Annotated in this window: 13 protein-coding genes; 3 read left to right on the top strand and 10 right to left on the bottom strand. The window is 41.3% G+C overall.

Annotation, left to right across the window (positions count from 1 at the left end):
- Positions 1-196: 196 nt before the first annotated feature.
- A complete protein-coding gene (locus LDL79_RS01765) occupies positions 197-2,266 on the top strand; it encodes a M1 family metallopeptidase (RefSeq protein WP_225598932.1) in 2,070 nt (689 codons plus the stop codon).
- Positions 2,266-3,189, top strand: coding sequence for a patatin-like phospholipase family protein (locus LDL79_RS01760; protein WP_225598931.1), 924 nt, complete (start codon positions 2,266-2,268; stop codon positions 3,187-3,189). Before LDL79_RS01765 ends, LDL79_RS01760 begins: the two co-directional genes overlap by 1 nt.
- Before the next feature lie 16 nt (positions 3,190-3,205).
- On the opposite strand, the gene LDL79_RS01755 is transcribed toward LDL79_RS01760, so the two are convergent.
- From LDL79_RS01755 to LDL79_RS01715, 9 genes are all read right to left on the bottom strand, one after another.
- On the bottom strand, positions 3,206-3,610 hold the full coding sequence (locus LDL79_RS01755) for a hypothetical protein (protein WP_225598930.1): 405 nt from the start codon (positions 3,608-3,610) through the stop codon (positions 3,206-3,208).
- 66 nt (positions 3,611-3,676) lie between these two features.
- Positions 3,677-5,134 carry a potassium/proton antiporter gene (locus LDL79_RS01750; protein ID WP_225598929.1) on the bottom strand — a complete coding sequence of 486 codons (1,458 nt, stop codon included), beginning with the start codon at positions 5,132-5,134 and terminating at the stop codon, positions 3,677-3,679.
- A 54-nt stretch (positions 5,135-5,188) separates the two neighbouring features.
- Positions 5,189-5,701 carry a DUF3124 domain-containing protein gene (locus LDL79_RS01745; protein WP_072984697.1) on the bottom strand — a complete coding sequence of 171 codons (513 nt, stop codon included), beginning with the start codon at positions 5,699-5,701 and terminating at the stop codon, positions 5,189-5,191.
- A gap of 11 nt (positions 5,702-5,712) precedes the next feature.
- Positions 5,713-6,231 carry a DUF7935 family protein gene (locus tag LDL79_RS01740; RefSeq protein ID WP_225598928.1) on the bottom strand — a complete coding sequence of 173 codons (519 nt, stop codon included), beginning with the start codon at positions 6,229-6,231 and terminating at the stop codon, positions 5,713-5,715.
- Positions 6,232-6,233: 2 nt separating this feature from the next.
- Entirely contained in the window at positions 6,234-7,850 is a 1,617-nt protein-coding gene (locus LDL79_RS01735; RefSeq protein ID WP_167596525.1) for an FMN-binding glutamate synthase family protein, read from the bottom strand.
- 94 nt (positions 7,851-7,944) lie between these two features.
- Positions 7,945-9,405: a vanadium-dependent haloperoxidase gene (locus tag LDL79_RS01730; protein ID WP_225598927.1), complete on the bottom strand. Its 1,461-nt coding sequence runs from the start codon at positions 9,403-9,405 to the stop codon at positions 7,945-7,947.
- A 20-nt stretch (positions 9,406-9,425) separates the two neighbouring features.
- Positions 9,426-10,709, bottom strand: coding sequence for an amidohydrolase (locus tag LDL79_RS01725; protein WP_225598926.1), 1,284 nt, complete (start codon positions 10,707-10,709; stop codon positions 9,426-9,428).
- Positions 10,710-10,719: 10 nt separating this feature from the next.
- Positions 10,720-11,262 carry a DsrE family protein gene (locus LDL79_RS01720; protein ID WP_072984707.1) on the bottom strand — a complete coding sequence of 181 codons (543 nt, stop codon included), beginning with the start codon at positions 11,260-11,262 and terminating at the stop codon, positions 10,720-10,722.
- Between the two features lie 262 nt (positions 11,263-11,524).
- A complete protein-coding gene (locus LDL79_RS01715) occupies positions 11,525-12,718 on the bottom strand; it encodes a vWA domain-containing protein (RefSeq protein WP_225598925.1) in 1,194 nt (397 codons plus the stop codon).
- Between the two features lie 278 nt (positions 12,719-12,996).
- On the opposite strand from LDL79_RS01715, the gene LDL79_RS01710 reads away from it, so the two are divergent.
- Positions 12,997-15,318, top strand: coding sequence for an ATP-dependent helicase (locus LDL79_RS01710; protein ID WP_225598924.1), 2,322 nt, complete (start codon positions 12,997-12,999; stop codon positions 15,316-15,318).
- Here LDL79_RS01710 and LDL79_RS01705 read toward each other — a convergent pair.
- A complete protein-coding gene (locus LDL79_RS01705; protein WP_225598923.1) occupies positions 15,315-16,136 on the bottom strand; it encodes a UDP-2,3-diacylglucosamine diphosphatase in 822 nt (273 codons plus the stop codon). The genes LDL79_RS01710 and LDL79_RS01705 overlap by 4 nt on opposite strands.
- Positions 16,137-16,271 lie beyond the last annotated feature (135 nt).

Here is a 16,271-nt window from a genome sequence, read left to right as displayed (position 1 = left end):
GTTTGCTCTAAGATCAAACCGTTTGAAAGATAATGTACTCTAAAAAGTTTTCTTTTCAGGCTATTTTCAGCCTAGAATGATCTTGATAAACGAAGATATAAAACCCAATTATTTTATTCTCGTATTCGGTACACTTAAAACAAGCAGGTTTGAATTCAAATCCTTAATTTGGCAGCCTATTCATTAGAGTGATTTTATGAGATTGATTTTTTCGCTTATCACAGCGTTTTTGATAAGCACCACGTACGCCCAACAAACCGAAACGGTTGACTTTGAACGCATATATGCAATGCTTGATTTTGACTTTGCCAAGTCTAGTGTTACCGGTAAAATGGAGATTAAATTTACCATGAAAGCCAATGCAGATTTTGTTTATCTGGATGCTAAAAACATCGCAAAATATGAGGCACTTCTTAATGGTAAGATCGTCCCAACACATACAGATGAAGGTCGCATAATTTTCACCCAAAGTTTTGAGAAGGGTAAAACCTATAATTTGATGCTTAATTATACGGCGCAACCTAATAAGGCGCTGTACTTCGTGAATAATGGCGGTTTTCAGCAAATCTGGACACAAGGTCAGGGGAAATATACTTCTAATTGGTTGCCGAGTATTGACGATATGAACGATAAGATCGAGTTTGACCTTTCTATTGTAGCGTATCCGGGGCAAGAGGTGATTGCTAATGGTGTTTTAAAGGAAAAAGAAGAAGTTGATGATAAATTCATCTGGCATTATGAAATGTCAGAACCTATGTCTAGCTATCTGGTAGCGGTTGTTCTAGGCGATTACCGCAAACAAAGCCGTAGATCTGATTCTGGTGTGCCCATTGATTTGTACTATTACCCTGAAGATTCACTTAAAGTGATGACCACCTACAAATATTCTGATGATATTTTTGATTTTTTAGAGGAAGAAATTGGAGTTCCTTATCCGTGGCCGGTGTATAAGCAGGTGCCCGTAAAGGACTTTCTCTATGCCGGAATGGAAAACACTACCGCAACCATTTTTAGTGATGCCTATATGGTAGATCGCAGCGGTTTTACAGATCGTAATTATGTGAATGTAAATGCGCACGAACTCGCGCATCAATGGTTTGGAGATTATGTGACCGAAACTTCAGGAACACATCACTGGCTGCAAGAAGGTTTTGCAACCTATTACGCATTGTTAGCCGAAGCTGAAGTTTTAGGAGATGAAGTATATGCGTGGAAACTGTTTCAGTCTGCAATGCAACTAAAAGCAATGACTGATAAAGGAAACGGCGAAAGCCTGCTCAACCCTAAAGCGAGTTCGCTTACGTTTTACGAAAAAGGTGCCTGGGCACTGCATATGTTGCGTAAACAAATAGGAGACGAGGCATTTAAAACTGCTGTGAAAAATTACCTTAATACGCATAAATTCAGCAATGTAGAAACCGAAGATTTTCTAGCGGAAGCGCGTGCAGCAAGCGGTCAGGATTTGCAAGAATTTGAACAAAACTGGTTGCAAGCAGCCGACTTTAGATATGAGGAAGCGATCGCGACCTTACAAGATTTCCAGGTGATTCAGCGCTATAAGCGCACGGTAGATTTACGCAAGCTTTCTTATGGGCAAAAATCACAGAAACTTTTTGACCTACTGGCATTGCCTGATAAATACTCGGGTCCTGAGGCTATTTACCAACTAGCAGATGTTTCGCCAGCTGCTGCCGGTCGTATTTATGAACGCGCATTTTACACTAATAATCCATGGGTACGACAAGCCATTGCGCAAACGGTGACTAAGGTTCCCGCTGCTATGAAAACCAATTATGAGCGTTTATTGAATGACGATTCTTATATTACGAGAGAGCTTGCTTTTATGAACTTATGGACGTCCTTTCCTTCAGAAAGACATAAGTATTTAGATAAGATGAAGGGGGTTCAAGGGTTTTCTAATCACAATGTGGAGATCTTGTGGTTGGCTTTGGCGATTTCTACTCTAGATTATGAGGAAGCCTACATTAGAGATCATTTTTTCCGATTAACACGTTATACGGGTAATAGATACTCTTTTGAAACTCGCGAGCAAGCCTTTACTAAGCTGTATCAATTGCAGTTGTTTGAACCCAAGAGTTTAAAAAATCTTGTGGAAGCTTGTTTTCATCACAATTGGCGGTTTGCACAAACCTGTCGTCAAATTCTTGATGAGGTAGTGAAAAATGCAGATTATCGCAGAGAGTTGAAAAAGCTTGATATTTCTGATGAAAAAGAAAAACAACTTTTAGCCGAAAAATTAACCTGATGCGCGCATTAGTTATTTCAGGAGGAGGAAGTAAAGGCGCATACGCCGGCGGTGTGGCTCAACATTTGATTGAAGAGCAGGGACACAAATATGATTTGTTCTTAGGCACTTCAACCGGTAGTTTGCTAATCTCTCAACTTGCAAATAACAATATCAAGCGTGCGTATGAAGTATATACGCAGGTTAATCAAAACACGATTTTTAATGTCAATCCGTTTAATATTAAAAAGCGTGGTGATCGGGAGTATGTCTCCATTAACTATTGGAATACGGTCTGGCAATTCATCAGACGGAAGCGTACGTTTGGGGAGAGCAAAAACCTGCTGAAAAACATCAAGAAAAACCTCTCTAAAGCCGAGTTTGAACAGATAAAAAAACAGACTGCAGATGTGGTCGTGACCGTTTCAAATCTCACCAAAAATACTGTGGAATATAAATCGATTCGCAATTGGAATTACGAAGATTTTTGCGAGTGGATCTGGATCAGCTGTAACTACATTCCGTTTATGAGTTTGGTGAAAAAGAATGGCTTTGAGTATGCTGATGGTGGTTTTGGGTGTATAGTGCCTATTCGTGAGGCTATACGCCGCGGAGCGACCGAGGTGGATGCGATTATTCTGGAGTCAGAAAATATGGAGTACAACAAGGTCTTGGGCAACAATCCCTTTTCATTGATGGTCAATCTTTTTGGCTTTTTGATGGATCAGGTAGAATACCACGATGTGATCGTAGGTAAGTTAGCTGCAATTAACAAAGACGTACCGTTGAATCTGTATTATACCCCGTCAAAACTAACGGAAAACAGTTTGATCTTTAATAAAAAGCTGATGACCAATTGGTGGCAGCAAGGTTGGGATTACGCAGCCGCAAAAGCCAAACAGGCTCAGGAGAATAAACTTCGCGAATTGCCCGAAACAGAATAGCTTCTGTTATAAAGCTCTAGTTTACAGTAATTGTTTTAGTGATAAATTCTGTTTCTGAAGACTTGAATTTTAAAGTATAGCTTCCTTCGGTTTCCGCTTTAAAAGTATAAGTTGCTGTACGCGTTGGGATATCCATCGTACACATACTGCAGGTGTCATAAATAGCTTCAACCTCAATTGTAATTACGTTGCCGTCTTCAGTTTCTGTAAAAGCATTAAACTGGCCACAGCCATTATTCACCGGGAACGAAACGCTTAGCTCAAGTTCATCGCCTACCGCAACTGCAGAGTCCCCTGTTACTTCAGAAACATAGGCAGTATTAGTTTCGGTGCAGCTTTCTTCATCGGTTGCTTTTGAGGAAGCGTCACAACCAGAAATAAATAAAAGTGCTGCGAGTAATAAAGTACAGAAGAGTTTCATAGGCTTCGTTTCTTTTCAGATACCGAAGCTAAACAAAGGTTGCGTGGTGCGTATCTCTATTTTGATTTAATTAACGCATTTAATTACATCGTCCAATCCTTCTTCATCTTCGCTCAAAACCACTAGCGTATCGCCGGCATTAATCACTGTTGAACCTTTTGGAGTCAGGAATTTATCATTGCGTTTAATCATAGCAATGATCGCATTTTTAGGAAAGCCCAAGTCAATGATCTTAGTGTCAGCCGCTTTACAGTGCGGTGAGATCTTGATTTCCCGCATCGCTGTTTTTGGAATTTCAGAAATAAGATGATTCATATTACGCTGTGCTTTGCTTTCTTCGGGCAAGCCTACTTTAAGCCATTTTGCCACCAACGAAAGCGTAGTTCCTTGAATAAGCACCGAAGTCAGTGAGATAAAAAACACAATATTAAAAATCATATTGGCCTTGTCAATTCCGGCGAGAAGGGGATACGTCGCAAATACAATGGGCACAGCCCCGCGCAATCCCACCCAGGAAATATAAAATCTGCGGCGCATTTTCATCTTAAAAAATGCTAGACTGATGAAAACCCCAACAGGTCGCGCGACGAAAATAAGGAATAGCGAGATCATTAGACCAATCCCGATATAAGGAATCACTTGCGTAGGAAAGACGAGCAGCCCTAATGTCAGGAACAATACGATCTGCATCAACCAAGCCAATCCATCAAACATTTTTAAAATGGTTTGTTTATGAATTAAATCTTGGTTGCCTAGATAAACCGCGCAAATATAAATAGCAAGGAAACCGTTACCTCCAATAAATTCAGTTGCTGAAAAGGTAATAAACATTAAAGCGATTACCAAAACAGGATAAAGTCCTTCAAAACCTAATTCGATCTTATTGATGATGAGTTTACTGAATTTCCCAAATAGAAAACCGGCAATTCCACCAATGACCATTTGCTTTAAAAGCATAGGTATAACAGAAATCAAACCTTGATCTTGATTGATCACTAAGGTCAAAAACGCGATGGTCAATACATATGCCATCGGGTCATTACTACCGCTTTCAAGCTCAAGGGTTGGGCGTAAATTGGTTTTTAGCGCTAGACTTTTTGATCGCAAAATGGAAAATACCGCAGCAGCATCAGTAGACGAAACGATAGAGCCGAGGAGCATACTCTCATAAATCGTAAAATCTGTAACATAATACACAAAGCAGCCTAAGGACACTGCCGTTAATAGTACGCCGGCTGTAGATAATGCCAGGCCTTCCCGTAAAATAGGTTTCACCGAAGACCATTGCGTGTCTAATCCCCCCGAAAATAAAATGAAATTAAGGGAGACAATACCTATAAACTGTGCTATTTGCGGATTGTCAAACTGAATGCCTCCAATTCCATCAGAGCCCGCGATCATCCCGATTCCTAAAAATAAAATCAGCGTAGGAACCCCAAATTTATACGAGGTTTTACCAACTATAATACTTATTAGGAGTAAAACAGAGCCAATGAAGACAATATTTTCGATGGTTAAATTCATAGGGTATCAGTTTTGGAGATGCGTTTGTTAGCAGGCTAATTTAAGCGGAAGTCATTATTCTATACGTTTTCCTTCGGTGGTAAAGGAGAGGCCTTGAGTTCCTCGGGTTGAGATCATTATTCCTTCAAAAAGGGGATCAGTAACTGAAGCATCATCGAGCCAATTAAAAATAAAGTTTCCTCCGGTACCTCCGGTTTTATCGCCTTCTTCAATTATGATTTCTACAGTTTCCAAAGGTTTTAAAACAATAGGGAAATCAAAATAGGTGTGAATGAGTTTTCCGGTGGTATCATAATAAGCACCTTTGGTCAAATACACAGCCGCGGTCTCGCTTGTATTTCTCAAACTCACGGTTACCGTTAAATCGTGCGTGAGGTGTTCTGAGGTACTATAAATTTCAGAATAAATGCCCAGATAGGTTTTTGCGGGTTTTAGGCTGTCTTGATTAGTAATAGTAGCACGACGTTTTTCCCAATTTATGGGATTGATTGAGCTGCTTTCTTTTTTTTGCTCATCACATCCCACGAGCAAGAAAACAATGGTAATTAGGGAAAGAAGGTAGCGCATAGCATAGTTTTTTAACCGAACAACTCTTGAACTTCAGCCTTAAGATAGTCTAAAGCAAGCGAAGAAGGATTCTGTGACTCGTCAAAATTTGTTAAAATATACTCCCGAATATCTTGAGCATTCTGGAGCTGCGTATCTACAAGTGTTTTTCTCAGTTGTTGGATCAAGGTATTTTTAGCCGATTTAATTGCGGCCCAACATTCGTTAGAAACATAAACCTGCTGCGTTAGATTATGTTCAAATTCTTGCTCAATTGTCGCTGCAAGCAAATCTACATACGCCTTTTTATCCTCGCCGGTCGGTTTTACTCTGATAAGTAATTGCAAAGGTGAAATACGCTCTAAAAATAAGGTGAGCCGCTCATAAGCTTGTAGTCTTATGGGTAAGGCTTCGGTTTGAGCTTCCTTATGCAAAATAAAGCGCCTTCTGTTTTCTTCGTTCTTTAAAAATCCATCAAAAAAGTAATAGGCGAGTAAGCCTACCACCACCGCCGGAAGCACCGGTATCAAAATGTCTAAAATATCATTCATAATTAATAGCGTACGTCTTCAAATTGTTTTTGGCCACTTTTTTCAGATTTCACGGTTTCTCTATCGTAATGCCCGCCTAAATACTGGCAGTTTAATAAAGAAGACATACCTTCAAAAGGGACTTCAACTTTATGATAGGTAAAACAAGCCGCCAGCGTCTGACTCAAGTTTTTATCGCCTAAAGTTAAGTCAACATCTTCAGTTGTCAACTGGCACGGGTGTTCATAACCACAAGCGTGAGTGATCTCAAGTAATTCTTTTCTAAAGTTTTTAAAGTAGAAGTTAGTCCGTACTGCTTTATCTTCGATATTGATTCCTGATTGCAACCACTTATTTTGTGTAGCAACGCCACTAGGGCAGGTATTGTTGTGACATGCTTTCGCCTGAATACAACCTATAGAAAGCATAGCTTCACGAGCCACATTGATCACATCGGCACCCATCGCAAAAGCCATTGCGCCTTTTGCCGGAAGTCCTAATTTTCCACTTCCTATAAAAACAATACGGTCTGTAAGATGGTGTTTTTTAAAGATCTTATACAGATCACTAAACGCATACACCCACGGAAGCGAAACGTGATCGGCAAAACTTGGAGGAGCCGCACCGGTACCGCCCTCGCCACCGTCAACCTGAATAAAATCTGGACCTTTATTGGTTTTTACCATCAGCTGAGCCAGCTTTTCCCAATCTTGAAGTTTTCCTATTGCAGCTTTAATTCCGACAGGAAGACCGGTCGCTTCAGCAATTTGTTCTACAAATTCGATCAAGCCTTCTACACCATCAAAAGCCGTGTGAGTGGCAGGGGAGATCACATCTTTGCCCATAGGCACGTGGCGTATTTCAGAAATTTCCTGAGTGATCTTAGAGGCCGGAAGTACGCCTCCTTTTCCGGGTTTTGCGCCTTGCGAAAGCTTTACTTCAATAGCTTTGATCTCAGGGTTAGCTTCAACAAGAGCAACCATTTTTTCCATGGAAAAATTTCCGTGCTCATCACGAACGCCAAAGTACCCTGTACCTATTTGATAAACGATGTCTGCACCTTTTTTGTGATATGGAGAAAGACCTCCCTCACCGCAGTTATGGTAAGCGTGTGCCAGTTTACACCCGCGATTAAGCGACTCGATTGCTCTGGCGGAAAGTGAACCAAAACTCATTGCAGAAACATTGATCGCCGAAGCCGGGCGATAAGGCTTGCGTCGCTTGTTATAGGCTCCCATCACTTTTGCACAAGGAAGAAAATACGGATTCTTAGCATTGGGATGCTCCGGTGGAACTTTAAAGCCCATCATCGCATTGTTGATGAAAATATAGTTGGCTTCATAAATGTTTTGGTCGGTACCAAAACCTTCATAGTTGTTTTGGTTTTTTGCCGAAGCATAGATCCAGCCGCGTTCGATACGGTTAAACGGAAGTTCTTCGCGGTTGTTGGCCACGATATACTGTCGCAATTCCGGACCTATACTTTCTAGCATATAGCGTATGTGGCCCACGATTGGGAAGTTGTGCGTTATAATGTGTTTTTTATTGAAAAAAACATCGCGAATGCCTATGATCACTAAAACGATGAGTATCCAAGCCCACCACGGAATCAGCGCTAAAAAAGTAAAAAAATCGTTCATATCGGGTATCAAAATTCAGGGTTCAAACTTACTATTTCGGCGAGTATCTAAACCCCGAAATACGTAGAATTTAAGAATTTTTAACCCAAAAGCATTATTTGCCTACATGTTTCAAATAGAAGACATAATCTTCGTGTGCAACGTTGCGGCCCAGTTCTAGACCGGCGTTATTATCGGCTTGTATGTGATAGCCACCCATGACTCGAGAAATTCCAGCCATTTCTCCTGCTTTAGTAAAAGTTGGAAATTTAAGTGTTATTGTATCGCCTAAATGTTTAGGTTCGGTAAGCGCTCCGGCAACAAGTGTGGCTTCAGCACCAAAAGTATCACTTCCGGTCCATAGTTTTAAAGCTTCAGCACAACCACCACTTATAGTACTATGACCAGAAGTATAACTGGGAAAGGGCGGACACAAAAAGTTGTCCGGAGAGTAAGGGCGCCACTGGCTACCATCCATTTCTATCATTCCAATGCCTTTTCCGCCCCAGGCGGTGATTGTTTTTCCGCTGTAATATTCGTGCACTAAAGCATAGGGACGGGCAAAATCATAGAACATTTTAGAGTCCCAAGAGGCGATGAATGCATCCATTGCTACCATCTGATTATAAAAGTACATTTTGATATCTTGGTCAAGGGTGTGCTGATCACGGCGTGATACAAACTGAGCAAAATTGAGCCAGTGTCCGGCTTGCTGCACAGATTTTGGTCCATCACGCATAAATTCAACGAGTGCTTTGTCTGCATCGCTTAAATTGGCCTGAAGCGTTACAACCTCATCTACTTGAGTTTTTAATTCCTCAGAACCGATAAGCGGAGGAGGTCCGGGTCTGAACTGATCACCAGATTTTAAACCAATGGGTTTTACTTTGTCCCAATACGGAGTTAAGCATCCGGGTGCATATTTTTTACCGTTATTATCGGTAAAATATTTAGGTTGCCAGCGGTTGGGATCTACCATAATCGTATCTGAATTTACCGGCTTATAGCCAGTGTAATCAAAATAGGTAATTCCGTCTGAGCCGGTTTCTTCACCGTATTGATTGGCACCATCGCCGGTACGGGCTTCAATCACTGCCCTTGCTGCTAGATTTCCAATACCTACGGGAGTTGATGCGTCTGTACTTTCATCTTTGGGATCTAGGCCTAGCGTGTTCATAAACTCAGCGAACATCGGTTGGTCTTTAGGGTAGTATTCGCACATTGCGCGATAGGCAGCATAACTGATAGCGATCTCTTTGTTGCGAAGATTGTGTTCTTTCGCAGGCGTGCGATCAACATCTTGAAGGTAAACTGGTGTAGCCGCCGCATCATATCTCGACCACGCGTCAAAGGTTGCTGTAAAAATCAACCCTAAAAAGCGGGAGGTCACGGTGGGTCTGGGGTTAAACCATTCAGTGTCGTGAGCGGTAGCTTCAAGTGCAAGAAAACCCCATTGGTAAGCGATGTTCTCGCTACCTACGGGGTTTTGTATTTGAGTTAATGATAAGGGTTCAGCTTGTTTACATCCTAAGATATTTAAAAACAAAATGCAGAGCAGTAAGGGGACTCTTTTCATAAAAGGTATGCGTGTTACTATTAAGAAGCACTTAGATAATCAACTACCAGCTGTGACATGGTTTTAACACCTAATAGCATTCCGTCGTCATCAATTTGAAAATCTGGCGTATGATGTGGATAAGCTTCGGTATTTCCCGGAGTCATTCCGCCTAAGAAAAAGAAGAATCCCGGTACTTCTTCTTGAAAATAACTGAAGTCTTCTCCACCGGTAGTGGCTTTAACCAGTTTTACATTTTCTGTTCCTGCCACTCCTTGAAGGGTAGGTAGCATTTGCTCAGTAAGTTCGAGGTCGTTATAGGTGATGGCGGTATTGCTTTGGAATTCAATAGTTGCGCTTCCGCCGTAGGCTTTTGCTAATCCTTCGCTCATTTCCGTCATACGTCTCATGATCAACTCGCGCATATCAGGATCAAGCGTGCGTACCGTACCTATAAGTTCTGCACTTTCAGGAATTATATTAAAACGTACACCGGCGGTGATTTTACCAACGGTGATTACGGCAGGTTCTACAAGCAAATTGGACTCTCTACTGATGATCGACTGAAAACCATCAACGACTTTTGATGCAATGTAAATAGGATCAACACCACCCCAAGGTTGCGAGCCGTGCGTTTGTTTTCCTTTGATATTGACCACAAAACGTTCAACGGCAGCCATCGTCCCACCGGGTTTGTACGCAATGGTTCCTACCGGAGTCGCGCTGTTGATGTGCAATCCAAAAATGGCATCCACATCCGGACTTTTTAAAACGCCTTCTTTGATCATCAGCGCAGCACCGCCTTCTTCTCCCGGAGGCGCTCCCTCTTCAGCCGGCTGAAAAATAAACTTTACCGTCCCGTGAATTTTGTCTTTATTTTGAGCTAAAACTTCGGCAGTACCCATAAGGATCGCAACGTGTGTGTCGTGACCACAGGCGTGCATCACACCGGTTTCAGCACCCATGAAAGTTGTGGTTACTTCGCTTTTAAAGGACAAATCGTTACGTTCGGTAACCGGAAGTGCATCCATATCTGCACGAAGCGCAACCACTTTTCCCGGATGGTCACCTTTCAAAATACCTACAACTCCGGTTTTAGCCACTTCAGTTTGAACCTCAATACCTAAGGACTCTAGATGTTTGGCGACTTTAGCGGCAGTTTCAAATTCACGGTTGCTCAATTCAGGATGTTCGTGAATATCGTGACGCCAGTTGATCACTTTAGGCTCAATCGCTTCAGCGGCTGCGATCAAGTCGGGATTTGCAGATTGAGCAAAAGCACTCAACCCTAAAGCGAAGAAAAACAGTGTGTTTAGTTGTTTCATAAGATAGAATTTAGAAGGAAATTAATGCGTAATCCATATTTTGATATTGTATCAATGCGGTCATGGCCGAAAGTGCTAGCTGCGTTTTTCCCCAGCGCTTTTCAACTGAAATATCGCGCGCACCGGCGGTTTGACCACATAATATTACCGGGATCTTTAGTTTGTGTAATGTATTGAGTAATTCAAGATTGGGGTTGTCAACACCAAATTGTTCTTTGTAGAATTTATTTTTTAGCAGACCAAATGCAGCGCTTCCGTGGACTACGAGTACGGGCTGAAGTTTTGATTTTTCTATCCCGGCGTGGGCGTGCATATTTAAAAAGCGTGCTACTGTGTTGAAATATGGGTTAAGCTTAGCGGGATCTTCCGGCGCATTTGCAATATCAAAAACAACTTTGTAGTCGGCTTCTGTATCAACAGCCAAGTCGGGTTGCGGAACAGCAAATGTCTCGCCATACCCGTGAATGAGTGGTCCTTCAACCTTTTTCTGAGCTTCAGCGTAAATAGAAATCAGTAGGGAGAAGAGCCCAAAAACAAAACGTTTTAGTTTCATAAAAAAATCTTAACAAAGAATAAATATATTGAAAAGCTCGGGAAGCTAAAACGAATAGGCTACGAATTGTGGTTATGTGAATTTTCTGGTGAAATGATACTATATTGATAATTTACAGCGCGCATCTTTTCACTTTGAATGGATTTAAAATAAAAAGGACGTGTTCTCGATCTAACGAAAATCACGTCCTTTTCCTCTCCAACATCTATTTTTACGGGCGTCACCAGAGGTGTTATCTTCCCCAGGTTCGCTACCCGGTAGTTTACTCGGTGTATTTAGTGATCAAACGCACCATCAAATCTTTTAAATATTCTACTTCATATTCCCCAACAGTAGGTTCTAGATGGTCGTTACCCACGCCGCTGTCGTTTGTAATAAATACATAAGTCCCGTTAGTGGTAATGCTAAAATTTCGCATCAGGAATTCGGTTTCTTTATTGATGCCACTTGCAACAATAGGAATGATCTTTATTCCTTTTTTTGCAGCTTTTTGAATGGAAGTATGCATATCGTCTTTGATCTGAGATTCGTTATGCGGTGGCGCATCGAGCAGCAGAAATGCGATTCTACTTTTGGCTGAGGTAGACCATTGCAACTGATCAACTCCCGCTTTTAAAGCAGTATGTACAGCTTCTGGAAAATCGCCACCACCTTCGGCTTCTTGGTCGCTTATAAAACTTAGCGTGCTTTCGAGATTTGTGGTAAATGCCGACTCTTTAACCACATAAGCATCACCGGTATCCCGGTAAAAAACCGTGCCTGTTGAAATTTGCAAGTTACCATCGTTGCTTTTTACATTTTGAATAACCTGTTTTAGATCATCTTTTAGAAAGTCCATCTCATCACCCATAGAGCCTGTTGCATCCACAATAAAAGCCAGGTCAACTTTAGATTGCACCGGCACACTTGCGTTCAGTTTAATGGTATTTACACCCTGAGCAAAAGCGTGTACCGAAGCAGTTATAGGAGTATTGTTTATGTAAAAGCTGTACGTCGAAGCATCAGCTGTTTTCTGCGTGTTATTTTTAAGATCGATCCATAATTCTGCGGTTCCCTGGTTATCAGTTCGTGCCTCCCAAACGATGTTGTTGCCTTGCTTTACATTGATAGGAATATCAACGGCAGGAAGATTGCTCGCATCTGTAACCTTAAAAGAAAATCTGTTTGCTGTGTTAAATTGCCAATCAGAAGTAAAAGCATCGGCTTCTTCTTGGTTGAGTAGATTTTGCCAGAAACTCCAGTTGGCGAGGTCATTCCACTCTCCGGCGGTTACGATACCAGAGTTGTCTTGCGAACCATAACCATCACCCACTCCAGAGGATTCGCCGCCAGGCTCAGTTGAAGCTAGTCCATCTTCGGTAAAACTGTCTTCAGATTCAGAAAGTGCTCCATCTTCGGTACAGGATATAAAAAGTAAGGAGCAGAAGATGAAAAGAAAAAGGTAATTAGTTTTCATGCTGTCGTTTATTGATTGATTGTTACTTCATAGATGCTTTATTTTAAAAAGGTTGCGTCGATTCAGGAAGTTTTTTTCAATGAACTAAAATTCTTTTCAAACCTCTTTAGAGAACAAATACTGCTGAAAAATTCTTGATAACTAACACGGTTGGAATTCTGCTAAAAAAATAAGTTTCCTTAATTTTCGCCCTTTGGCAGATATTGAGATTCTTGCACGCTCGTTTTGCGCTGCACGATCTTTTTTAAGTCCCATTATTTTAAAAAAATTGAATTGTTTTGGAGGCACTTTTAGCAGGATTAAATGAAGCACAACGCGCACCGGTTTTACAGAAAGAAGGAGCGATGATGGTGATTGCCGGTGCAGGTTCGGGGAAAACCAGAGTACTTACGATGCGTATTGCACACTTGATGCAGCAAGGTGTAGATGCGTTTAATATTTTATCGCTCACGTTTACAAACAAAGCGGCGCGTGAGATGAAAACCCGTATCGGGACTATTGTAGGGAATAGCGAAGCCAAGAACTTGTGGATGGGAACCTTTCACTCGGTTTTTGCAAAAATTCTGCGTATTGAAGGACATCACCTTGGTTTTCCGCCCAACTTTACGATATATGATTCTCAGGATTCGCAGCGTCTTATTTCTGCGATCATCAAAGAAATGGGACTGGATAAGGATATCTACAAGTACAAGCAAGTGCATAGCCGTATTTCTTCTTTCAAAAACAGTTTGATCACGGTCAAGGCTTATTTTCAAAATCCTGAACTGATGGAAGCCGATGCGATGGCAAAAAAGCCACGCTTGGGTGAGATTTATAAAGAATATGTGGATCGCTGTTTTAAAGCCGGAGCAATGGATTTTGATGATTTATTGCTGCGAACCAATGAATTGTTGGCGCGTTTTCCTGAAGTTTTAGCAAAGTATCAAAAGCGTTTTCAATACATTCTGGTTGATGAGTACCAGGATACGAACCATTCACAATATCTTATTGTAAAAGCACTTGCAGACCGTTATCAAAACATCTGTGTGGTAGGAGATGATTCACAGAGTATTTATGCTTTCCGCGGAGCGAATATTAATAACATTCTCAACTTTCAACGAGATTATGACGATGTAAAAGTCTATCGTTTAGAGCAAAATTATCGTTCCACAAAGAATATTGTTGAGGCGGCAAACTCAGTTATTGAGCACAACCAGACCAAGCTGGATAAAGTCGTTTGGACCGCAAATGATAGTGGACCCAAGATCATTGTGCATCGCTCTTTGACAGATGGGGAAGAAGGGCGTTATGTAGCGAGCAACATCTTTGAGACCAAGATGAACCAGCAGCTTAAACACAGCGATTTTGCGATTTTGTACAGAACCAATGCACAATCGCGTGCGATGGAAGACGCCTTACGTAAGCGCGAAATTCCTTATCGTATTTTTGGTGGTTTATCGTTTTATCAACGCAAAGAAATTAAAGATGTGCTGGCGTATCTGCGTATTTTGGTTAATCCTAATGACGAGGAAGCGCTTAAAAGAATTATTAATTATCCCGCTCGAGGAATAGGAGCGACCACGCTTGATCGTCTGACGATCGCTTCTAAACAATACAACCGTTCGATTTTTGAGGTGATGGAGAATATTCAGCATCTGGATATCAACATCAACAACAGCACAAAAAACAAGCTCTATAATTTTGTGAATATGATTCACAGCTTTAAAATTATGAGCGAAAATCAAGATGCTTTTGCAGTTGCAGAAACAGTAGCACGTAAAACCGGATTATTACAAGAACTCAAAAAAGACGGTACGCCGGAAGGGATCGCGCGAATTGAGAATATTGAAGAATTACTCAACGGTATGCGCGATTTTGTGGAAGGACAAAAGGAAATCGCTGACGCCACCGGAAGCTTAACCGAATTCTTAGAAGATGTTGCTTTGGCAACAGATATGGATAAGGAAGTTGATGATATTGACCGTGTTTCACTGATGACGATTCACTTGGCAAAAGGACTAGAATTCCCATACGTGTATATCGTTGGGATGGAAGAAGACCTGTTCCCTAGCGGAATGAGTATGAACACGCGCAGCGAACTCGAAGAAGAGCGCCGCCTGTTTTATGTGGCGTTGACGCGTGCAGAAAAACAAGCCTATCTCACCTATACCGAATCGAGATATCGATGGGGAAAACTTATAGATGCAGAACCCAGCCGTTTTATTGAAGAGATCGATGAGCAATATTTAGACATCCAAACACCGATGGATACCTATCGCTACAAACCTATGATTGACAGCGATATTTTTGGCGAACCTGATAAGAGTAAATTACGGCTAAAAAAACCGGTAAGCGGTACACCGCCCACGATGGGTAAACCTTCTGAAGAACAGCTGCGAAAATTAAGAAAGCTTCGTCCTCAAGCTGCTTCGGCACCACAAACCGATGAACTTAACGGAAAACTACAGAAAGGGATGCACGTAGAACATAGCCGTTTTGGTCGTGGGCAGGTATTGAATTTAGAAGGAGTGGGGCAGGATCAAAAAGCAGAAATTCAATTTCAAACCGGCGGAATCAAAAAGCTTTTATTGCGTTTTGCAAAGCTGAAAATTCTGGATTAAAAAGTTTTAATTGAAGCCAATAGCGCAACAGGATCGATCTCAGTGTTTACCGATTCATCCTCTTGTGTTTCAGGTAGGTTTTGTTTTTCATATTCCATTAAAGACCAGATGCCTTTGTCGTATTCTAATGCGGTAAGATTTTCGATCCAATCGCCGCTGTTGAGATATAGGCAAGCTCCTTGTGAGGTTTCAACCTTACGCATTTGGGGTTGGTGAATGTGCCCGCAGATCACATAGTCAAATTGGTTCTCGATAGCGAGCTCGGCAGCGGTTTCTTCAAAATCGGTGATAAAGCTTACGGCTTTTTTGACGCTGTTTTTGATCTTTTTAGATAGCGAATATTTCGGTCTTCCTAAGCTTACCAGACACCAATTGATAAAGCTGTTGAGAATGATAAGAAAATCATAGCCCCAACCGCCTAGTTTCGCGATCCACTTGGTGTGCTGTATCGAAGCGTCAAACACATCACCGTGAAAAATCCAGGCCTTTTTTCCGTCTAAATTTAAAACCAACTTATCTAGAATGGAAATATTTCCAAATTCCACCGGACTGAATTTACGCAGTTTCTCGTCGTGATTTCCGGTGATGTAATAGACTTTGGTTCCCTTGGCAGCCAACGAAATGATCTTTTTGATCACTTGTAAATGCGATTTTGGAAAATACCGCTTTCTAAATTGCCAGATATCGATGATGTCTCCGTTTAAAACCAGCGTTTTAGGCTTTATACTTTGCAGATAACTTACCAGTTCTTTTGCGTGCGCACCATAAGTACCCAGATGCACATCAGAAAGGATAACGAGTTCAACTTTACGTTTCAAAGAATATGATTTTTAACAAATTACATGCATAGGTGTTACGGTAGCTTTATGTGATTATTAAATAATTTTAGTCTTTTAAGATTTTTAGTTTCAATTAGCGCATTCTGGGTAAGGCTTTTAGCCAAAAACACATTA

The organism is Leeuwenhoekiella palythoae (assembly GCF_020310025.1).
Lineage (GTDB): Bacteria > Bacteroidota > Bacteroidia > Flavobacteriales > Flavobacteriaceae > Leeuwenhoekiella > Leeuwenhoekiella palythoae.
This window is presented reverse-complemented; position numbering and strand designations above follow the sequence as displayed.